This window comes from Mycolicibacterium chlorophenolicum, assembly GCF_001044235.1.
GTDB lineage: Bacteria > Actinomycetota > Actinomycetes > Mycobacteriales > Mycobacteriaceae > Mycobacterium > Mycobacterium chlorophenolicum.
Map to the genome: position 1 here is coordinate 574971 of NZ_JYNL01000064.1, position 20397 is coordinate 595367.

The window sequence follows — 20397 nt, forward strand, 5'->3', positions numbered from 1 at the left end:
GATGACGAGCTGTCACTGACCACGGGTCGGCCGACCCCGGGGTGGCGACAGGAACTGGGCCCACCGGCGCGGCTTGCCTCGCAGAGCCTCAAAGCCGAGCTCCGGTGCGTATTCCTCTTCAAGTTCCTCACCGATGAGCAGCTCGATGCGCTGTGCAGCAACGGCCGATGCACCACAGCGGGGACGGGGCCGCTTTGCCGCGAAGGCGAGCCCGCGCAGTTTTCTGGCGTCACCGCGCGCGAGTTGCATCACCGGCGCCACCCTGCATGTCGACGGCGGTGCCGGCGTCACATGAGCACGGCTTGACGAATCCGCACGGCGGCAGCGCCCACCCCTGTAAGCCCGAAACCAATGTCGCACCGTATCAACCCATTTCACCTCGAGAGAAAGGCAGCACGGCGATGACCGAACCTACGAAAAATATCACCGTCACCGGCGCGACCGGCCTGATTGGCCGCCAACTCGTCCCCCTGCTCAGGAGCCGCGGACACAGCGTCACCGCAGCCTCCCGTGACTCCGGTGTCGACCTGCTCACCGGGCAGGGCCTTGACGAAGCCCTCGCCGACGCTGGGGTCGTCATCGACGTGATCAACTCCGCCACCCCCGAGGACTCCGCCGAAGCCTTCTTCAGGCAGACCGCGGCCAGCCTGTCCGCTGCCGCCGCCAAGGCCGGCGTCGGACACTACGTGGTGCTGTCCATCGTCGGCGTCGAAGCGATGGCCCCCAAAGCCGGATACATCCGCGGCAAGCTCGCCCAGGAGAACGCAGCCGCGACCTCAGAGGTTCCCTGGACGGTATTGCGGGCCACGCAGTTTCACGAATTGGCTGAACCCATCACCGAATCCCTGATCGTCGGCGACGAGGTGCGCGCCCCGGCCGCACTCATCCAACCCATCGACTCCGCCGAGGTCACCGCCATCCTGGCCCGCGTTGCCGTCAACGAGCCGCTCAACACCATTCACAACGTCGGAGGTCCGCAGAAGATGTCCTTTTCCGACATGGCCCGCGCCGTCCTGCGCCGCCAGAGCCGAACGCTCAACGTCCTCGACGACCCGTCGGCAACGTACAGCGGTCTGAACATCGATGAAACAACGCTCGTCACCGACGACGCGGCCGAACTGGGCACCACGCGGCTGGTCGACTGGCTGGCGCGCCGCTGATTTGCTCCCGACAGCCCCTCCTGCCGACCGCCTCGTTGGTCTTATGTGGCGAAACCAAGCTCGCGCCGGCTCGCGGTGGCTATCCAGGGTTGGAACTCGACCGCGACGCCGAGGACAAGCGCGCCGCACTGCAACGTCCAAGCCCGTCGCTTCTTCCACAAAACTGTCCCAGATCGCCAGTAGCCGAGGACGTTTCGCCGCCAGCAGCTTGCTCGTCGTCGTGGGGCCAAGCCCGTCACGGCCTCGGCGCAGGAGTGCCCAGAGTTGTCCGGCCGGGGAGTCGCCGCTCAGCATGGCCGGGTCCGCGTCGGCAATGTCCACGTCGGCCGGGATCTGTGCGAGCAGTCGGCTGACCTCAGCAGCGTCGCGCCCCATAAGCCGCAGCGCCGCCTCGGCCGGCACCGTGACGCTGAGCATGGACACAGCGACGAAGTCCGCAGGGCCGAGCGTGTCGGGGTCGGGATTGAGCGCGGCCACCGACTCGAACCGCGACCCGGTGTAGCTGGGCTGACCATCGTCGTCTTCGGAGTAGTAGCGCTCCAGGTGCACGACCGCGGTCTGGGTGTCCGTCGCGACGATGAACCCAGGCCAGGTGTGGCGCCATTTGGTGTGGCTCAGTGAGTCAGCCAACCCATCCCCCGGTCATTGCCGCTGTCGTTCGGAGGGAACCTGGCAGGCGGCGGCGACATGGTAGGGCGGTGTTCGACTGCCTCAACGCCCATCCTGCTCCCAGGCGCCGACAACGATTCGATGCGGTGTCGCCTGGTTAGCGGCCTGGGACCTTTGCGAGGTCTAGCGTGGCGGAATGGGATTGTTCAGTCATGAGGAGTTCCGGGACCCGGCCGACGGCGTTGGTGGCGCCGCTTCTGGTGGGGTTGTTGAACGACCTCGGGGTGCTGAGGTGGGCGAGTACGGGATGGATGAACCTGTGGTGGTGGGTCCGGGGTTGCCGCCTGAGGATGGCTCGTGCGGTCAGTTCGCCGTGCAGTTTCACGTGTCGACGTCAATGCTGGTCGGGCTGAAACGTATTGCGGATATGCGTGGGGTGAGCGTGCCGGAAGTATGTCGACACGTGATCGGTGTGTTTGTTGCCCAGCAGGAGGGTGAGCTGGGCGCATTACTTGCTGCGGAGGCGGAGGCGGCTCATTACCGGCCGAGTTTGGAGTAGGCGTAGTCACTCACGTCCGCCGCAGCGCACCTGTCGAGATGCAACGAAGATTGATGAGACAAACCTGGGTACTTTGACAAAAATGGGCCGTGTCACGGAACCTTGTCAATCTTCGTTGCAAAACTGCAGTTCATTGTCGCGCTGCGCTATACCGGTTTCGTCCGCCGCTAGCGCGCCGCAGCAGCCGCGGAGTCCCGGCTCTCCATAATTCTCCACTTCAAATGCCACGTCGACGTACAAAGCATTGATGTCACCGTTCCTTCGCGCGTTCGTACCTCTCGGTGTGGTCCTGTCGGTAATCCACCATGTGCGACGAAATGTCGCGATTTCGAAGGATGGCATTGATCGCCTCGCCGAGACACTGATGTACAAGGTTGTCGGCGTGAGGACTGCGCGCAGAAGCGGGAAAACGCGTAGTAGTGAAGCCCGCCGCTCACCAGATCGCGTACGCCGGCGAGGTAGTCGACCGCAACCTTCAGGCGTCGCGTGGCGACAGTGTCGAGCGACAGGTCGGGATCTGCTCTCTGTCACCGGCTAGGTCACTGTTGTCTTCCACCGGGTAAGGCTCGTTCGATTCGATCCGGTCGAGGACCGCGCCTGACCTCTCCATCCTGGTGAGGGCCTCGGTCCGCCAGTGGTCGTCTTCGGGAGGAGGCTCGGTGATCACGGCTCGATGGTGCCGAGGGGCGCCGACACGGGATCGGCCCACACGCCGACCGCCCTACTGCTTGGCCATGTTCGCGAACCGCGACAGGTGCAGCTGATGCGCCACGGTGACGGTGCGCGTCGGGCCGGCGCGGTGCTTCGCGACGATCAGGTCCGCTTCGCCGCCACGAGGGTCGTCGCTTTCGAACGCGTCCGGGCGATGCAGCAGCACCACCATGTCCGCGTCCTGCTCGATCGATCCCGACTCGCGAAGATCCGACAGCTGCGGCTTCTTGTCCGTACGCTGCTCCGGGCCACGGTTCAACTGGCTCATCGCCACCACGGGGACTTCCAGCTCCTTCGCCAAAAGCTTGATCTGGCGCGAGAATTCGGACACTTCCTGCTGGCGCGACTCGACCTTCTTGCCCGATGTCATCAGCTGCAGGTAGTCGATCACCACCAGACGCAGGTCCGCCTTCTGCTTCAGCCGCCTCGCCTTGGCCCGGATCTCCATCATCGTCAGGTTCGGTGAGTCGTCGATGTACAGCGGCGCCTCGCTGATCTCACTCATCCGCCGCGCCAGCCGCGTCCAGTCGTCGTCGCTCATCCGTCCCGACCGCATGTCGGCGAGCTTGATCCTCGCCTCGGCCGACAACAGGCGCATGACGATCTCGGTCTTACTCATCTCCAGCGAGAACACGATGCTCGGCAGGTGGTGCTTGATCGAGCACGACCGCATGAAATCGAGTCCCAGCGTCGAGTTGTGCGTCGGGATCATCGACCGGCTGGCCAGGTACATGTGGCTCGCGTTGTCGACCTCGACGCACCGGACCGGAACGCTCGGGACGGGTCGAACGTCCACGATCAACCGCGCTTCGGCGCCGGCCGAGCGACGCTCCTTGTGCAGCAGGTCCTTTCGATGCAGCCGGAACACGCTGTCGGCCGCAGCGAAGGCGACTCCACCGCCCGCCTCGACCTCGCACCGGTAACCGAGCGACACCACGAGTTCCGCGACATCCTCCGCGAGCCGCTCGTCGGGCACGCCGAGCCGCACCGTTCCGTCCTCCGCCACCGTGCCGCCGGCGTCCAGCAGACCGGCGAGCAGCGACCGCCGCTGCGCCTCCGACGCGCGCAGGTATTCCACCGGGATGCGCGTGCCGACGAGTGCGCCGGACGTGCTCGGCCCCTCCCCCTCGATCCGCATCAGGATCTCCGGGTCGGTCGTCGTCGCGTCGCCCAGTAAGGCGCCCAAGGTGTACGGCGGTACCAGAAGGTCGGCGTTCGCTGCCTGCACCGCTGCCGTGTTCGTCACCGAGTGGACTAACCCGGTCGGCAACGTCTCGGCGATCTCACGGGTGGTGCGGATCGCGCCGGAGGTCAGCCACTGATGCTCGGCATCGGCGACGATCACTGTGCCGTCGGAGAACTCGACCTCGAAGCACGGCCGGCCTTCCATCACGGCGGTCGCCGCGACCACCCGCGTCGGCAACCCGTCCGGGCCGATCAGCTCGTCACCGACGACGACCTCGGCCATCGTCGTCCACCCGGTCGGCGTCGGCAGCGGCGTGTCCAGCGACAGCGCCTTCCCCATACCGGGACGTGCCGCCACGACGATCATCTGGCCGGGATGCAGACCGTTGGTCAGCTCGTCGAGTTCGGTGAAGCCGGTCGGCACACCCTTCGAGATGCCGCCCTGCGACGCGATCGCGTCGATCTCGTCCATCGTCGGCTGCAGCAGCTCTTCGAGCGGCACGAAGTCCTCGGTGGCCCGCCGCTCGGTGACGTCGTAGATCTCGGCCTGCGCCCGGTCCACGATCTCGTTCACGTCCGCGCCCTCGGCGCCGGCGTAGCCGTACTGCACCACCCGGGTGCCCGCCTCCACCAGACGGCGCAGCAGCGCCTTCTCCGAGACGATCTCGGCGTAGAACCCGGCATTGGCGGCCGTCGGCACCGTCGAGATCAGCGTGTGCAGATAAGGCGCCCCACCGACCCGGCGCAACAATCCCTTGCGGTCGAGTTCCGCGGCCACTGTGACCGCGTCAGCGGGCTCTCCGCGGCCGTACAGATCCAGCACCGCGTCGTAGACGAGTTGGTTGGCCGGCTTGTAGAAATCCCCGGGGCGCAGCCGCTCCAGCACGTCGGCGATGGCGTCCTTACTGAGCAGCATGCCGCCCAGCACCGCCTGCTCGGCCGCGAGATCCTGGGGCGGCTGCCGGCCGAACTCCTCATTGGGAGGCGGCTCCATGGACGTGTGGTCTCCGGACCGGCCCAAGTCATCGACGACAGCCACGCGGTGCCTCACCCCTCCTCAATCGACCTCGAACGCACGTTCGACATGCGTCCTGTTGCGACTGTAAGTCCGGGATCCGACAACACCCCCGTCGGCACCCGCAACTGCGTCGGCGACGGCCAACGATAGACGTTGCTGGGCGGGATGCAACCAGCCCCTGTTGACAGACCTGTGGATGGCGTGTGGATAGGTCTGGTGAGCCATGTTGAGGCGTTGGGGAGAACCTGTGGATCAACACTGTCATCCGCCCTGTTTCCGCAGATGGACGCACCATAGGCCTGGGCACGAGCTGTGGATGGGAAATTCGTCGGCGTGTCGTCGCCGGTTTCCTTCTCGGGCGTGTTGTGTTTCGCTTCGGGGCCACGCAGGTTAACACCCGGTTATGTTCGCTGGGAAGGATTCGCCTCGAAGAGTTCGCCATACGTACAGCAACGGCCGGGTGAAGACCTCGCGGTCTCCACCCGGCCGTGAATGCCGTGGGGCGGCTAGCCGGCGACGACGCTCAGCGACACCGTGGCGGCCACGTCGTGGTGCAGGCGCACCGTGACGGGGTGGGTGCCGACGGTCTTGATGTGCGTCTTGGGCAGCTGCACCGTCCTCTTGTCGAGGTTCGGTCCGCCCGCCTTCTTGATCGCGGCGACGACGTCGGCCGTGGTCACCGAGCCGAACAGCTTGCCCGAATCACCGGCGGTCTTGACCGCCAGCTCGACGCCCTCGAGACCCTCGAGCGCCGTCTTCAGTTCGTTGGCGTGCTCGAGGCTCTTGACGCCCTTGAGCTCCTGGGCGCGCCGGATGTCCTCGGCCTGGCGCTGCGCGCCACGGGTGGCCACGATGGCCAGGCCGCGCGGCAGCAGATAGTTGCGGCCGTAGCCGTCCTTCACCTCGACCGCGTCGCCGGCCGTTCCGAGGTGCTCGACCTCGGCAGTCAGAATCAGTTTCATCTCATTCGTCCTATCGCGTCGACGAGCTGAACGGCAGCAACGCGACCTCACGGGCGTTCTTCACCGCGATCGCGATATCCCGCTGGTGCTGAACGCAATTGCCGGTCACCCGGCGGGCACGGATCTTGCCGCGCTCGCTGATGTAGGTGCGCAGCAGCGCGGTGTCCTTGTAGTCGATGTTCTGCCCCTTCTTCGAGCAGAACACGCACTTGCGTGTCTTGACCGGCTTTTCCGGAGCCGGACGCCTCTTCGTGGAGGACTTGGCCATGTGTCTAACTCTTTCTTGAAATTACTCGGATGTTTCCGAATGTGTTGTCTCAGAAGGGCGGTTCTTCGTCGGCGCCGCCGAAGGACCCCGACGCGGGCGCGCTGCCCCACGGGTCGTCCTTGGGCTGCTCCGAGCCGCGGGACGAGTTACCGCCTCCGCCGCCGCCGAACCCGCCACCGCCGCCGCCACTGCGGCTGGCCTTGTTGACCTTCGCGGTCGCGTAGCGCAGCGAGGGCCCGATCTCGTCGACCTCGACCTCGACCACCGTGCGCTTCTCACCCTCGCGGGTCTCGAAGGAGCGCTGCTTGAGCCGGCCCGTGACGATCACGCGCGACCCGCGGGTCAGGCTCTCGGCCACGTTCTCGGCGGCCTCACGCCAGATGTTGCACCGCAGGAACAGCGCCTCGCCGTCCTTCCACTCCCCGCTCTGCCGGTCGTAGATGCGCGGGGTGGACGCAACGGTGAAGTTGGCCACCGCGGCACCGGACGGCGTGAAACGCAGTTCCGGATCGGCGGTCAGGTTTCCGACGACGGTGATGGTGGTGTCACCAGCCACGAGTTCCTCCTAGGTGAGCGGACGTTGGGCGCGAGCCTACGCAGCGGCTCCGACGATCGGCACTCTTTAGTGCTTGTCGGTCCGCATCACCTTGGTCCGCAGCACGGACTCGTTCAGGTTGAGCTGACGGTCGAGTTCGGACACCGTCGCGGGCTCGGCCTTGACGTCGACGATCGCGTAGATGCCCTCGGCATGCTTGGCGATCTCGTAGGCCAACCGGCGCCGGCCCCAGATGTCGACCTTGTCGACACTGCCGCCGTCCTTGCGGATGACGTTCAGGAACGTCTCCAGCGACGGAGCAACGGTGCGCTCGTCGAGTGTGGGGTCGAGAATGACCATGATTTCGTATGGACGCATAGGAACCCATCACCTCCTCTGGTCTGATCGGCCGCGGCGTGTCCGCGGCAGGAGGGTCGCCTGCGTCGGCAACCGGCCCAGGCTACAGGAACGGGCTTTGATCTGGGAAATCGCGATCAGGGATGCCCGGGAACCGGCCAGTTCCACACGGACATGTCGCCCTTGGGGTAGTTCATGCAGACGTCGGTCGCGTGCGCGACCACACCTTTGTTGTTGAAGAACAGCTTGGCCCAGTTGCCCCACCGCGTCGCGGTCTGCTCGTAGAACACGTTGGTGGCGGTGTCCTCGGAGTACTGCCGGCGCGCGACCGGGTCGAGGGAGAAGAACCAGTGGATGCGATCGAAGGCCATCTGCTGCACGTCGGCCGGCCGGTTGCTCCGGTCGATCATGTAGCGCTCGAAGTACACCGGGCTGGTGTCGCGCGCTGCGGCCATGTACTGCTCGACGTCGCAGGTGGTGACGATGATGCGGTGCGGGATCGGGTAGTCGTCGGTGGAGTCGGCGTTGGCCGGACCCGCTGCCCCCAGGAACGCCGTCGCCGCGGCCGCTGCCGCCAGCGCCATCTGCGTCGTACGCCTGATCAGTCCGCTCATCGTCACTCCCACCTCATGGCACGCAGAAAGCGGCCAGTCGTCTGCCAACTATATAGCGCATCTAGGCAGATGGACATCCCCTCGGACGTCAGCCGCCGTTGGTCACCGGGTTCGACGACAGCGTGATGAACATTCCGTTCTTCCACACACCCCAGCGGCCGCCCCACCCTGAGGTCCACACCACCGGCTCGCCGTTCCACATCTCCGCCGGCTTGCGCGGCGCCCAGTTCGGCACCGGCTCACCCGGCGGGTTCGGCGGGAACTCGGCGGGCCCCGGCGGGGGCGGCGGAGCGGGTTGCGCGGACGCGGGTGCGGCGCCGAAGCCGAGGGCGCCCGCGACGACACCACCGAGAATCACCGCGGCGGGCAGGGCCCGGTCGAGAAAGGTCATGAGACGACTCCAGCCTGAGATGCAGCAGTTGTTTAGCAAATATAACCACCCGCGGCGAGCGGCAAACAGTCGACGCCGTCGCGGTTTCGGTGGCAGCGCCCGAGGGTAGAGCGCAGCCATGGTCCGGCCGCCGCTCGTCGACCGGATCGTGGCCCACGACGGGGTGCGCCGGGCGGCCCGGGCCGGCTTCCTCGCCAGTGGCTCGCTGCACTTCCTGATCGCCTACGTCATAGCCCGGATCGCGATCGGCCGCGGCGGGCACGCCGACCCCTCCGGAGCGATGGCGACGCTGGCCGCCGCGACCGACGGGGTGCTCATCCTGTGGGCCATCGCCGCCGCGCTCATCCCGCTGGCCGCCTGGCGCCTCACCGAGGCGCTGCTCGGACTGCATCCGGCCGAAGGCGGGCGAGACCCCCGCGACGCGAGCATCGGCAACCGGCTCAAAGCCCTGGGCCTGCTGGCCGTCTACTGCAGCGTGGGCTACACCTGCGTGCGGTTCGCAATCGGCAGCCGCGAGACCAGCAGTGAGCAGAACACCGGCCTGAGTGCCCAACTGATGCAATCGTTCTCGGGTCGCACGGTGCTCGTCGCCGTCGGCGCGGTGATCGCCGTCATCGGTGGCTACTACGCCTACAAGGGCGCCTCACGACGATTCGTCGACGACCTGACCATCTCGGGCGGACGGCTGGTGGTCGTGCTCGGGGTGTACGGCTACGTCGCCGAGGGTGTCGTCTACTCGCTGGCCGGCATGCTGGTGATCGTCGCCGCCGTCCGGGCCGATCCGGCCAAGGCGGCCGGACTGGACGCCGCCGTGCAGACCCTCGGCGCCGCGAACTCCGGGGACGCGCTGCTGATGTTCGCCGCGCTGGGCTTCGCCGCCTACGGCCTCTACAGTTTCGCGCTGGCGCGCTGGGCCCGGATGTGATGCGCGGGGGCGCAGCCAGTCCGGCAGCCACGCGGGATACGCATCCGGTGTCCGGTCGAACACCCCGCCCGCCGGATCGTCGACCCCGCCCCGCCGCACCACATCCAGCTCCGGCCGGTAGATCTGTCGAATCACCAACGCGCACAACACGACCACCGCGATGTCACGCAGCAGCACGGTGGCAGTGAACCACTGTTCGGGCAGACCCCTGTTCTGCTCGCCGAACAGATACAGCATCCGCGGCACCCACACCAGCATGTCGATCGTCATCCAGGCCAACAGCACCCGTCGATGCGGTAGCGCCAGCACCGCCAGCGGCACCAGCCACAGCGAGAACTGGGGACTCCACACCTTGTTGGTGAGCAGGAACGCCGCCACCACCAGGAAGGCGAGCTGCGCCATCCGAGGCCGCCGCGATGCGGTCAGCGCGATGTAGCCGATCGCGATGCAGCACGCCGCGAACAACGCGGCGGTGATCGAGTTGAGCACCACCGGCGGTTCCCAGAACCCGAGTTCGGGATCGAAGCCCCGCCACCCGGTGAACGACTTCACCACGTTGTAGATCGAATCCATGTCGTCACCACGGCGGGTGTTGAGCCGGAAGAACTCCGACCAGCCCCGCGGAAACAGCACCATGATCGGCAGGTTGACCACCAGCCAGGTCACCGCGGCCGTCAGCGCGGTCTTACCGACCTCGCGCAGGCGTCCGGTGCGAACGGCCAACAGCGTCAACGGGATCAGCAGCAGCAGCGGGTAGAGCTTGGCCGCCACGCCGAGCCCGATCAGTACCCCGGCCAGCACCGGCCGGCGGCGCGCCCACGCCAGCATGGCGCCTGCGGCCAGCCCGGTCGCCAGCGCGTCGAAGTTCGTGAAGATCTGGAAGACCACGATCGGGGAGGCCGCCACCAGCGCGGCGTCCCAGATGCGCCTCGCACCGGCCAGCAGGGCCGTCGCCCACACCGTCGTCAGCCACGCCAGCGCCAGACCGAACGCGGAGATGTTGAAGAACATCACCACCTCGGCGATGATCGGCACCGACGTCAGCTTCGTCAGCGTCGTGTACGTCTTCGCCAAAGACATCGACAGGTACTGGTAGATCCCCGTCAGCACCGGATACTCCATGTACCGCACCGCGGGGGCGCCGTCGTACTGCAGCCGCGGCCTGCCCTTCTCGTCGGTCTCCAGCCAGCTCGACTTGTACGGGAACTTCCCGAGATTCAGCAGTTCCGCGGTGTAGAGCGGCACGGTGTCGGAGTAGCAGAGCTCGTAGTAGGCGCGGTTGTTCGCCCAGTTGCCGACCCGCTGATCGGCGGTGCCCGTGCCCGTCGTCTGCAGACAGGCCGCCTTCGTCGAGTAGCCGAGCGCCAGGAACACCAGCGCGATGACGAGCATCACCCGCAGCGGGGTCATGAACCGGGTGCGGCCGATCAGCGCGTGCCGACCGACGGGGCCGCCGATGGTGCCGGCCAGCGCGGCACCGAGAGTGTCGGTGCGGCTGGGGAAATCGCGATCGTCGAGGCTCCGCAGATCGTCTGCGAGAGGGCCCGGCGAGGTCACGGAGGCGGCGGGGGAGCGCCGGGCGCGACCGGGACCGGGGCACCGGGAGGCGGCGGCGCCCCCGGTACGACCTCCGGGCCGGGCGGGGCCCCGACGGGGGCCGGCGCCGGCGTGGCCGGCACGGTGGTCGGCGGGCCCCACGGGATCGTGATGCCGGGCGCGATCTCCAGCGTCGGCTGGATCACCGTCTCCGACGGGGGCGGCGCAACCGTGGTCGACGGCGGCGGAGGCGGCGCCTGCGGCACACCCGCGTAACCGCCGATCTCTTCGGGCTTGGGGAACGACTCGTCGTCGGTGCCGTCGAGGGCGCCGTCCATCGTCGCCTTCCAGATCTGCCCCGGCAGACCCGACCCGTACACCGCCCCGCCAGACTCGTTCACCAGCGGCTTGGTGCCGTCAGTGGTGCCCACCCAGACCGCGGTGGACAGCGACGGCGTGTAGCCGACCATCCACGCGTCCCGGTTGGCGCCGGTGTCACCGAGCTGGTTGGTGCCGGTCTTGGCCCCCGACGGGCGCCCGCCCGCCAGCGCCCTTCCCGAGTACCCGGCGATCGGCTGCATGGCCGCGATCACGTTGTCGGCCACCGCCTTGTCGATGCGCTGCTCGCCCGAGTTGTCCTCCTGGCTGGCATCGAAGAGGACCGTGCCCTCGGCGTTGACGACCTTCTGCACGAAGTGCGGCTTGTGGTAGACGCCCGACGCGGCGATCGTCGCGTACGCCGAGGCCATGTCGATGACCCGGGACTGGTACTGGCCGAGCACGACGCCGTTGTTGGGCGGGCCGCCCTTGCCGTCCTCGGACAGGGTGTGCTCCACACCGGGGAAGCTCTCGGCGATGCCGGCCTGGTGCGCGGCGTCGGCGACGTCCTGCGGACCGTTCTTGAGCTTCAGCATCAACCGGTAGTAGCTGGTGTTCAACGACCGCTTCAGCGCCTCGGCGATGTTGCAGGTGCCGCAGCTGCTGCCCTCGACGTTGGTGATCTTGATGCCGTCGACGGTTACCGGCGAGCTGTCCACCTGATAGCCCAGCCCCATGCCCTGCTGCAGCGCCGCGACGAGTGCGAACACCTTGAACGACGATCCGGTGGGCAGCCCGGCTTGGGCGAAGTCGAATCCGTTGGCATCGGAGCCGCCGTAGTAGGCCTTCACGCCACCGGTCTTCGGGTCGATCGACACCACCGCGGTGCGCATGTCCGGGTCCTGGCCGTCCATGTACTCCGAGACCGCGTCGACCGCGGCGGACTGCGCCTTCGGGTCGATCGTCGTGGTGACCTGGAGGCCTTCGGTGTTGAGCTGCTGCTCGCTGATGTTGAAGATGTCCATCAGCTCGTTGGTCACCTGGCGCTCGATCAGCCCGTTCGGCCCGGTGGTCTGGTTCTGGGTGCTCGCCGCGTCCTTCGGGATCGTCGGCGGGAACACCTGCGCCGCGCGGTCCTGCGCGGACAGCGCGCCGATCTGCACCATGCCGTCGAGCACCCAGTTCCACCGCTCGTTCGCGGCTTCCGGATCGACGGCCGGATCGAGTGCCGACGGCCGCTGGATCAGCGCCGCCAGCAGCGCGCCCTCGGCCACGGTGAGCTGCTCGACCGGCTTGTTGAAGTACGCCTTCGACGCGGCGGCCACCCCGTAGGCGCCCCGGCCGAAGTAGATGATGTTCAGATACGACTGCATCACCTGGTCTTTGGACCACTCGCTGGACATCTTCGTGGAGATGACCAGCTCCTTGGCTTTTCGGATCAGCCCGCCCACGCCGGAGCGCGCATCGCCCACCAAGGCGTTCTTGACGTACTGCTGCGTGATCGTCGACCCGCCCTGCAGGTCGCCGCCGAAGATGTTGTTCTTGAACGCGCGCAGGAAGCCGGTGAACGAGAAGCCCGGATTGGAGTAGAAGTCCCGATCCTCGGCGGCCATCACCGCGTCGCGCACGTGCACCGGGATCTGGTCGATGTTGACGTCGACCCGGTTGCCCTCCGGCGGAACGATCTTCGCGATCTCCGAACCGTCGCTGGCCAGGATCGTCGACACCTGCGCGGTGCGGATGTCACCCGGCTTGGGCACGTCGACGATCAGATACGCCATCCCGAACGTCAGCAGCGGCAGCACGATCAGCACCGCGGCCATCGCGATCAGGCTGCGGCGCACCCACTTGCCGCTGATCTGCTCACGCAGGGTGGGCTTGCGTCCCGGCGGACCACCACCGCCAGGAGGGCCTCCGCCGCCGGGCGGTCGGCCCGGGGGCGGCGGTTGCTTGGGCGGGCCGCCGTCGAGCGCGCGCTTGACGGCGTCGATCGGATCCTGGAGATGGCGGGGGCGCTCGTCGCGCACCGGGGGCAGCACGGTGGTCAACCGGTCGTCGGGAGCGGGCCGGGGCGGACGCGGCGCATCCGGGCCGGGCGGCCGGCGCCGGGGGGCGTCGGCACGGTGCTGGGGTCGCGCGTTCACACCGTCGGCCGCCCTGCGCCCATCGCGGGCACTGTCGGCTGATCGGTCGTGACGCCCGTCGCTATTCACTGGCCGTCCGCGCGTTGCTGCGCGCGGTCTGGGTGCGGCGCGAACCCTTGGGGGGCGGCACCGCGCCGAGCACGTAGGACTTCACCAGATGGTTCCAGCTGCAGGTCCGACACACCTCCACCACGTGAACCGAGAACTCGTCGTAACGGGTTGCCAGCAGGACCAGCTCCTCTGCCGTGCGGGCGGATCCGGACACCGCGCCGAGATGGTCACCGAACACCCACGACACCAGGGTCAGCTGTTCCTTGCGGCAGATCGGGCACATCACCGAACTGGGCTTGCCGTGGAACTTCGCCGCGCGCAACAGGTAGGGGTTGGCGTCGCAGACCTCCGTGACGCCGGTGCGCCCCGAGTAGACCTCCGCCAGCAGGGACCGCCGCCTCAGGGCGTAGTCCACCACCTGTCGCTGCAATCGCACGCAGACCAGAGTACGTCGACGCCCGGGCCGTGGACGCGTGACATGGCTCCCGGGTCGGCCCCGACCCCGCCGTGATCCGCGCTGGCCTGCGGGATCGCGGACTCAACTCCTACGATCATCTCTCGTGGCTTCTGGCAGCTCGGCTCGCGGAACGACGTGGACGCGGGCAAAGGACAGCGACCGCACCGACACGTGTCAGATCCTCGACACCGCGCTGGCCGAGGGCCAGCTGTCGATGACCGAGCACGGCGAGCGGGTGAAGGCCGCCACCAACGCCGCCACGCTCGGCCAGCTGCAGGATCTGGTCTCCGACCTGCAGACCGCCAACGCACCCACCCAGCTGCGCAAACCGCCCCGGCAGCTGCCCACGCTGCCCGGCGGCTGGGGCATCCGGATCGCGATGGCGTCGGTGCTGGTGCTGCTCGGCGTGGCGATCGGATGGGGCCTGTACGGCAACACGCCCTCACCGCTGAACTTCACCTCCGACCCGGGCGCCAAGGCCGACGGCATCCCCGCCACGGTGCTCACCCCGCCACGGCAACTGCACTCCCTCGGCGGGCTCACCGGGCTGTTCACCCAGATGGAGCAGAAGTTCGGCGACACCAAGGGCTACAGCCTCACCATCTACTCCGACTACGCCTCGCTGGAACGTCCCGACCCCACCGAGCCCCGGCGGGTGCTGAACTACTCCTACCGCGGCGGCTGGGACGACCCGAGCGAGACGAGCGCCGGCTCGGACGCCCGCCTGGTGGACCTGGGCGCGTTCGACGTGCCGAAGCTGGTGGGCATCCTGCGGGGCGCCCCGGAGACGCTCGGGATCGACCCGACGGAAGTCAAGACCACCTATCTGAGCATCGACCCGAACAGCGACATGACCGCGCCGCCGGAGAGCATCGAGCTCAGCATCTACGTCTCGCCGAACTTCGGGAACAGCGGATACATCGAGCTCAACGGCGATCTGACGATCAAGCGCGTCAGTTATCCCAGCGCCTGAGGGGCGTCCGACGGCCATCGCGCGGCGCACCCGTGTAGCGCTCAATATATCGGCGCGATACTATTGCGCGACGTGTCGGATCGTCCTAGCGGCGAATCATGAGAAGGGGGTGCCCGGATGCTCGAGCTGGCCATCCTGGGGTTGCTCCTGGAAGCGCCGATGCACGGCTACGAGTTGCGTAAGCGGCTCACCGGCCTGCTCGGTGCGTTCCGTGCCTTCTCCTACGGTTCGCTCTACCCGGCGCTGCGGCGCATGCAGGCCGACGGCCTGATCGTCGAGGACGCCGCGCCGGAAGGCACGGTCAAGGTGCGCCGTGCGCGCCGCGTGTACCAGCTCACCGATGCCGGCAAGCAGCGGTTCACCGAGTTGGTCGCCGACACCGGACCCCAGAATTTCTCCGACGACGGCTTCGGAGTGCATCTCGCCTTCTTCAACCGCACACCGGCCGAGGCCCGGATGCGGATCCTGGAAGGTCGCCGCCGTCAGGTGGAAGAGCGTCGGGAAGGTCTGCGTGAAGCCATCGCGCGGGCGAGCAACTCGTTCGACCGGTACACCAAACAGCTGCACCAGCTGGGGCTGGAGTCCAGTGAGCGCGAAGTGAAATGGCTCAACGAGTTGATCGCGGCGGAGAAGTCGGCGCAGGGACGTGCCGAACAGATTTGAGCTCGAGTACCACCCATACCAGCAGTGACGTAGGACAAGAGGAGAAGTCGTCATGACCGCAAGCAATGACGTTCGGGTTGCGATCGTCGGCGTGGGCAACTGCGCGTCGTCGCTCGTGCAGGGCGTGCAGTACTACAAGGACGCCGACGAGAACGCCAGCGTTCCCGGCCTGATGCACGTCAAGCTCGGCCAGTACCACGTGCGCGACGTGAAGTTCGTCGCCGCCTTCGACGTGGACGCCAAGAAGGTCGGCTTCGACCTGTCCGAGGCGATCTTCGCCTCCGAGAACAACACCATCAAGATCGCCGACGTGCCGCCGACCGACATCGTCGTGCAGCGCGGCCCGACGCTCGACGGCATCGGCAAGTACTACGCCGACACCATCGAGGTGTCCGACGCCGAGCCCGTCGACGTGGTCAAGGTGCTCAAGGACGCCAAGGTCGACGTGCTGGTGTCCTACCTGCCGGTGGGCTCCGAGGAGGCCGACAAGTTCTACGCCCAGTGCGCGATCGACGCCGGTGTGGCGTTCGTCAACGCGCTGCCGGTGTTCATCGCCTCGGATCCGGTGTGGGCCAAGAAGTTCGAAGACGCCGGTGTGCCGATCGTCGGCGACGACATCAAGAGCCAGGTCGGCGCCACCATCACCCACCGCGTGATGGCCAAGCTGTTCGAGGACCGCGGCGTCACGCTGGACCGCACCTACCAGCTCAACGTCGGCGGCAACATGGACTTCCTCAACATGCTCGAGCGCTCGCGGCTGGAGTCGAAGAAGGTGTCCAAGACCCAGGCCGTCACCTCCAACCTGTCCGGCTCGCTGGCCGGCAAGATCGAGGACAAGAACGTCCACATCGGCCCGTCCGACCACGTTGCGTGGCTCGACGACCGCAAGTGGGCCTATGTCCGCCTCGAGGGCCGTGCCTTCGGCGACGTGCCGCTGAACCTGGAGTACAAGCTCGAGGTGTGGGACTCCCCCAACTCGGCCGGCGTGATCATCGACGCGGTGCGCGCGGCGAAGATCGCCAAGGACCGCGGCATCGGCGGTCCGATCGAGGCCGCCTCGGCGTACCTGATGAAGAGCCCGCCCAGGCAGCTGGCCGACGACATCGCCCGCGATCAGCTCGAGAAGTTCATCGAGGGCTGACCTTTCTTCGCCGAAACTGCGGGGAGATCGCGTTCCATCACGGAATGCCGATCTCCTCGCAGTTTCGCGTTGGGGCTAGAAGCCGTAACCCAGTTCGGCCGGGACGTCGACCGCGAACGCCGCGTCCAGCGCGGCGAGAACCTGAGAGTCGTTGCAGCGCAACCGGTGTGCGGTCGCGAACGACGAAGCGCGGTGCGCCCCGAGATACAGGCTGCCCAGCACCGACACGTCGGTGTGCACGTCGGCGTCTGCGGTGGTGGGCGCACAGTGCGCACGGCCGTCGCGCACCTGCAGCGCGAACCGGCCGCCGCGACCCAGGAATTCATCGGAGATCTCCAGCACCACAGACAGATCCGCAGAATAGGTGCGGGCCTGCAGCACGGCCGGGATGTCGAGCATCCGTAGCCACAGCCCGTCCTCGACGTTGGTGGTGCGGACCAGCCGGGGGTCGGTCAGCAGGTAGCGCAGCACATTCCCGGGATGGGTGTGGACGCCGACGATCTCCTTGAGATCCAAGCCCAGCAGCACGCGCCACAGCGCGATCTCCGCCTCCGCGGTCGCCGCCGCCAGCTTCGTCATCTCGACGGTGGTCTTCTCGTCACTGCCGTGCAGCCGGTAGAACGCGAAGCCGTCCGGATGCAGCAGGCAGTAGTGGGGCGTACCACCGTTTCTCGACCCCTCGCGGTCGGCCAGGATCTCGTCCCACAGCCGGGCCGGGGTGTGCAGGCCGCCGGGAGTCCTGCGCCGCCATCGCTCGTCGATGTCCTCGAGCTGCGCGCGATGCTCGGCGGGCCGCACGATGCGGACACCGCCGGGATCGGGCACCGCGGGATGGAAGCGTGCGCCGCGGCGGTGCACCTCGAGCCGTTCCCACACCGTCGCGGCTCCATAGCCGAAGCGGCCGTAGATCTCCGCCTCACTGGCCTCCAACCCGGCGATCGGGTAGGCGTCCATCCGCCGGTGCAACTCGTCGAACATGCCGCTCAGCGCCCCCCGCCGCCGGTGGGTCGGCGCGACGGCGACCATGGACACCCCCGCCATCGGGAGCACCGCTCCCCCGGGCACGGTCAGCTCGAGGTCGAGGAACAGCGCGGTACCGACCACGTCGTCCCCGTCGCAGGCGACCACGGCGCTGTCCGCCGGCATCATCGACCGCCAGACCGCGACGGTCTCCTCGGACCGCCAGACCCCGAACCCCGTCGCGGTGATCAAGGCCATCGCCGGCCAGTCGGCCTCCTCGGCGCTACGGAACGTCAGGCTCGTCGGATCGGTGTGCACGGCCTCGACGGTGGCACACCCGGCACGCCGCACGCATCCCAATATCGGCCGGTGCGTACTGTTTGCCCATGGACGACAGCGACGACGAGCTGGCCAGCCTGTCGGAATTCATCTTCCTCAAAGAGAACGCCACCCAGGCCGGGATGACGGGGCCACTGCCGACGGCGACCCGCGTCGACCACGGACCGATCAGCGCACTGCGCTACGGCGACGACGGGCCGCGCGTGGTGTTCCTGCACGGCGGCGGGCAGAACGCCCACACCTGGGACACCGTGATCCTCGGGCTCGGCCTGCCCGCGCTGGCCATCGACCTTCCCGGCCATGGCCGTTCGGCGTGGCGCGAGGACGGTGACTACGGGCCGAAGAACAACGCGGTCGCGGTCGAACCGGTGGTGCGGGAGCTGGCCGGCGACGCCGACCTCGTCGTCGGCATGTCGCTCGGCGGTCTGACCGCACTGCGGTTGGCGGTGACCGCGCCGGACCTGGTGCGCAAGCTCATCCTGGTCGACGTCACACCGTCGGCGCCCGAACGACACACCCAGATGACCGACGCACAGAAGGGCACGGTCGCTCTCGTGCAGGGGGAACGCACCTTCCCGTCGTTCGACGCGATGCTCGAGGTGACGGTGGCGGCGGCACCGCACCGCGATCGGGAATCGTTGCGGCGCGGCGTGTTCCACAATGCCAAGCGGCTCGACGACGGCACCTGGACATGGCGCTACGACTCCATCCGGAAAGCGGAGGGATTCGAGGGCCTCTGGGACGACGTGCCGCGGCTCTCCACGCCGACGACGCTGATCCGCGGCGCGAAGTCGTTCTTCGTCAACGACGACGACGCTGCCGAATTCGCCCGCACCGCACCGGGATTCCAGCAAGTCCACATCGTCGAGGATTCCGGGCACTCGGTGCAGAGCGATCAGCCGCGGGTCCTCGTCGAGTTGCTACGCGGCGTCCTCGCCGACTGAACTCCCCGCCCTGCGGCGCCGCCGGACCAGCACGAGCAGCCCGGCGAACGCCAGCGCCGAGTTCTGCGGCGTGACCACCTGATAGCCGAGATCCTTCAGGATGCCCAGCTCGACCGCGCTCAGCGCCCGCACGCCGGGGCCTTTTCCGGCCTTGGCGTTCATCAGCTGATCGTCGGCGCCGACGAACGTGGTGTCGTCGAGGTGGCTCATGGAACTGCCGCTCTCCCAAGGGTTCGGCGTGTACAGCGGAACCGGGCCGCCGTACGCCGCGACCGCGTTCGCGCCCCCGAAGAACAAGCCCCCACTGGCGCCGGTGAGCCGCGCATTGTCGGCGGTGTTCCAGGTGTAGAACGCACTGATCGGCTTGTGACCGTCGGCCGCCACGACGAACCGGTCGAACGATGTCCAGGAGCGACCCGTATTGCTTCCGGCCTTGTTGATCTGGGACAGGAACCCGAGCGTGTGCAGCAGTTCGTGCAGTGCGGTCGACGTGAAGTCGTACTCGTCGGCGCCGACGCTGTCGTCCAATCCCCAGACGTAGCTGAAGTTCCAGTCGATCTGGCCGTCGGCGGCCGACCCGTTGGAGTCGACCCCGGTGATCAGCTTGTTCTGCACGACGGTGCGCCAGAAGCCGGCATATCCGGAGGTGAGCGCGCTGCCGGCCGAAGCGAGGCTGCCCGCATCGGTCTCCACACCCACGTCGTAGGTGAGCGTCACCGGCTTGGTCACCATGACGTATCCGGTGAGTTGTCCGGCCACGTCCTGCAGAGCCTGCTGCCGCTCGGGGGTCCAGGTGTTACCGCCGTCGGTGTAGCGGAACTGAAAGGTGATGGCGCCCTGGTTGATCAGTGACGTGGCGCTGGTCCCGAACGGCCGGAACGGGCTCCCGTCGAGGACGGCGACGCGGAAGGTGTCGACGCCGTCGAACCTCTCGTTGGGCGTGTAGGTGTAGGTCCCGTCGTCGGCGAGTTGCACCGAGCCCTCGCGTGGTGACCGCCGGATCCGGTAGGTGAGCGGGTCGCCGTCGGGGTCGCTCGCGCCGATCGTTCCGGTGATCGGACCGTCGACCTGACCGGTGAGCTGGATCGGGGTCACGGTCGGTGCCTTGTTGAACAGGGTGCTTCGGGTCGAGGTGACGGCCGTCCTCGGTTCGACTGTGCTGGTGTCGACGGCCGGCTCGGTGGACGCGGGTTCGGCGTCGGCCGTGCGGACCGCCCGCCGCGCCTGACGGGTCTCGGCCCGGGCCGCGCGGCGCTCGGCTCGTCGCTGCGCCCCGGTGGTACGGGCCGCGTCGGCCCGGTGTGCTGTCGACGGACCGGCCGAGGTCTCGCTGGTGCCGTCCGCCGCGGCGACGCCGGTCTGCGGCCCGAGCAGCGAGAACCCCAGCAACGCCGCTCCGACACCGGCCGATGCGGCACCGAGCGCGAGCCAGTGCGCGCGTGGCCGGGCGTCGAGCTGCGCTTTCGTGGCTGTACCTGTCACTATTTGACCCTCTCGTCAACAGTGGTGGACAGGCTATACCGGGAACGGCAGCAACACCAGCAAATGGGGTCTTCCTGAACACTCGCTGTTAACCC

Annotated in this window: 20 protein-coding genes and 2 pseudogenes; 7 read left to right on the top strand and 15 right to left on the bottom strand. The window is 67.7% G+C overall.

Features of this window, described 5'->3' with window-relative positions:
- Window positions 1–12 precede the first annotated feature (12 nt).
- Window positions 13–252, bottom strand: a complete 240-nt coding sequence (locus MCHLDSM_RS37850; protein WP_131722690.1) for a hypothetical protein — start codon at window positions 250–252, stop codon at window positions 13–15.
- Window positions 253–401: 149 nt separating this feature from the next.
- On the opposite strand from MCHLDSM_RS37850, the gene MCHLDSM_RS25095 reads away from it, so the two are divergent.
- Window positions 402–1160 (top strand): SDR family oxidoreductase, encoded by a 759-nt coding sequence (locus tag MCHLDSM_RS25095; RefSeq protein WP_048472477.1) that lies wholly within the window; start codon window positions 402–404, stop codon window positions 1158–1160.
- 120 nt (window positions 1161–1280) lie between these two features.
- Here the strand turns inward: MCHLDSM_RS25095 and MCHLDSM_RS39770 are convergent.
- Window positions 1281–1709: pseudogene (locus MCHLDSM_RS39770) on the bottom strand (DUF6308 family protein); the annotation flags it as partial.
- Window positions 1710–1965: 256 nt separating this feature from the next.
- Between MCHLDSM_RS39770 and MCHLDSM_RS25100 the strand changes: the two are divergent.
- A complete protein-coding gene (locus MCHLDSM_RS25100; protein WP_048472478.1) occupies window positions 1966–2328 on the top strand; it encodes a hypothetical protein in 363 nt (120 codons plus the stop codon).
- A 475-nt stretch (window positions 2329–2803) separates the two neighbouring features.
- Here the strand turns inward: MCHLDSM_RS25100 and MCHLDSM_RS25105 are convergent, their stop codons facing one another.
- From MCHLDSM_RS25105 to MCHLDSM_RS25140, 8 genes are all read right to left on the bottom strand, one after another.
- Window positions 2804–2995: a hypothetical protein gene (locus MCHLDSM_RS25105; RefSeq protein ID WP_048472479.1), complete on the bottom strand. Its 192-nt coding sequence runs from the start codon at window positions 2993–2995 to the stop codon at window positions 2804–2806.
- A gap of 54 nt (window positions 2996–3049) precedes the next feature.
- Window positions 3050–5263 (bottom strand): replicative DNA helicase, encoded by a 2214-nt coding sequence (gene dnaB, locus MCHLDSM_RS25110; protein ID WP_048472480.1) that lies wholly within the window; start codon window positions 5261–5263, stop codon window positions 3050–3052.
- A 485-nt stretch (window positions 5264–5748) separates the two neighbouring features.
- Window positions 5749–6204, bottom strand: a complete 456-nt coding sequence (gene rplI, locus MCHLDSM_RS25115) for a 50S ribosomal protein L9 (protein WP_048472481.1) — start codon at window positions 6202–6204, stop codon at window positions 5749–5751.
- A 10-nt stretch (window positions 6205–6214) separates the two neighbouring features.
- Entirely contained in the window at window positions 6215–6472 is a 258-nt protein-coding gene (rpsR, locus tag MCHLDSM_RS25120; RefSeq protein WP_043403642.1) for a 30S ribosomal protein S18, read from the bottom strand.
- A gap of 49 nt (window positions 6473–6521) precedes the next feature.
- Complete coding sequence (locus MCHLDSM_RS25125) at window positions 6522–7028, bottom strand: single-stranded DNA-binding protein (protein ID WP_048420388.1); 507 nt, start codon at window positions 7026–7028, stop codon at window positions 6522–6524.
- Between the two features lie 66 nt (window positions 7029–7094).
- Window positions 7095–7385 (bottom strand): 30S ribosomal protein S6, encoded by a 291-nt coding sequence (rpsF, locus tag MCHLDSM_RS25130; protein ID WP_003931678.1) that lies wholly within the window; start codon window positions 7383–7385, stop codon window positions 7095–7097.
- Between the two features lie 116 nt (window positions 7386–7501).
- Complete coding sequence (locus MCHLDSM_RS25135) at window positions 7502–7978, bottom strand: DUF5078 domain-containing protein (protein WP_048420511.1); 477 nt, start codon at window positions 7976–7978, stop codon at window positions 7502–7504.
- Between the two features lie 88 nt (window positions 7979–8066).
- Entirely contained in the window at window positions 8067–8369 is a 303-nt protein-coding gene (locus MCHLDSM_RS25140; protein WP_048472482.1) for a hypothetical protein, read from the bottom strand.
- A gap of 118 nt (window positions 8370–8487) precedes the next feature.
- On the opposite strand from MCHLDSM_RS25140, the gene MCHLDSM_RS25145 reads away from it, so the two are divergent.
- Window positions 8488–9294, top strand: a complete 807-nt coding sequence (locus tag MCHLDSM_RS25145) for a DUF1206 domain-containing protein (protein ID WP_048472483.1) — start codon at window positions 8488–8490, stop codon at window positions 9292–9294.
- Here MCHLDSM_RS25145 and MCHLDSM_RS25150 read toward each other — a convergent pair.
- The 3 genes and pseudogenes from MCHLDSM_RS25150 to MCHLDSM_RS25160 form a co-directional block, all read right to left on the bottom strand.
- A pseudogene (locus tag MCHLDSM_RS25150) lies at window positions 9223–10851 on the bottom strand (glycosyltransferase family 87 protein); the annotation flags it as partial. The gene MCHLDSM_RS25145 and the pseudogene MCHLDSM_RS25150 sit on opposite strands and share 72 nt — an antisense overlap.
- Window positions 10848–13361 carry a transglycosylase domain-containing protein gene (locus MCHLDSM_RS25155; protein WP_407661908.1) on the bottom strand — a complete coding sequence of 838 codons (2514 nt, stop codon included), beginning with the start codon at window positions 13359–13361 and terminating at the stop codon, window positions 10848–10850. The pseudogene MCHLDSM_RS25150 and the gene MCHLDSM_RS25155, both read right to left, overlap by 4 nt.
- Entirely contained in the window at window positions 13354–13779 is a 426-nt protein-coding gene (locus MCHLDSM_RS25160; RefSeq protein WP_048420392.1) for a DUF5318 domain-containing protein, read from the bottom strand. The genes MCHLDSM_RS25155 and MCHLDSM_RS25160 overlap by 8 nt, the downstream gene beginning before the upstream one ends.
- Window positions 13780–13903: 124 nt before the next feature.
- On the opposite strand from MCHLDSM_RS25160, the gene MCHLDSM_RS25165 reads away from it, so the two are divergent.
- The 3 genes from MCHLDSM_RS25165 (at window position 13904) to MCHLDSM_RS25175 (ending at window position 16577) form a co-directional block, all read left to right on the top strand.
- Window positions 13904–14773: a DUF1707 SHOCT-like domain-containing protein gene (locus MCHLDSM_RS25165; RefSeq protein WP_048472485.1), complete on the top strand. Its 870-nt coding sequence runs from the start codon at window positions 13904–13906 to the stop codon at window positions 14771–14773.
- Window positions 14774–14890: 117 nt separating this feature from the next.
- Window positions 14891–15436, top strand: a complete 546-nt coding sequence (locus tag MCHLDSM_RS25170) for a PadR family transcriptional regulator (protein WP_048472486.1) — start codon at window positions 14891–14893, stop codon at window positions 15434–15436.
- 52 nt (window positions 15437–15488) lie between these two features.
- Window positions 15489–16577 carry an inositol-3-phosphate synthase gene (locus tag MCHLDSM_RS25175; RefSeq protein WP_048472487.1) on the top strand — a complete coding sequence of 363 codons (1089 nt, stop codon included), beginning with the start codon at window positions 15489–15491 and terminating at the stop codon, window positions 16575–16577.
- Between the two features lie 75 nt (window positions 16578–16652).
- Here MCHLDSM_RS25175 and MCHLDSM_RS25180 read toward each other — a convergent pair whose 3' ends face one another.
- Entirely contained in the window at window positions 16653–17795 is a 1143-nt protein-coding gene (locus MCHLDSM_RS25180) for an enhanced intracellular survival protein Eis (RefSeq protein ID WP_048472969.1), read from the bottom strand.
- Between the two features lie 128 nt (window positions 17796–17923).
- Between MCHLDSM_RS25180 and MCHLDSM_RS25185 the strand changes: the two genes are divergently transcribed.
- A complete protein-coding gene (locus MCHLDSM_RS25185) occupies window positions 17924–18820 on the top strand; it encodes an Rv0045c family esterase (protein WP_048472488.1) in 897 nt (298 codons plus the stop codon).
- Here the strand turns inward: MCHLDSM_RS25185 and MCHLDSM_RS25190 are convergent.
- Entirely contained in the window at window positions 18797–20302 is a 1506-nt protein-coding gene (locus MCHLDSM_RS25190; protein WP_053083079.1) for an Ig-like domain-containing protein, read from the bottom strand. The genes MCHLDSM_RS25185 and MCHLDSM_RS25190 overlap by 24 nt on opposite strands.
- Window positions 20303–20397 lie beyond the last annotated feature (95 nt).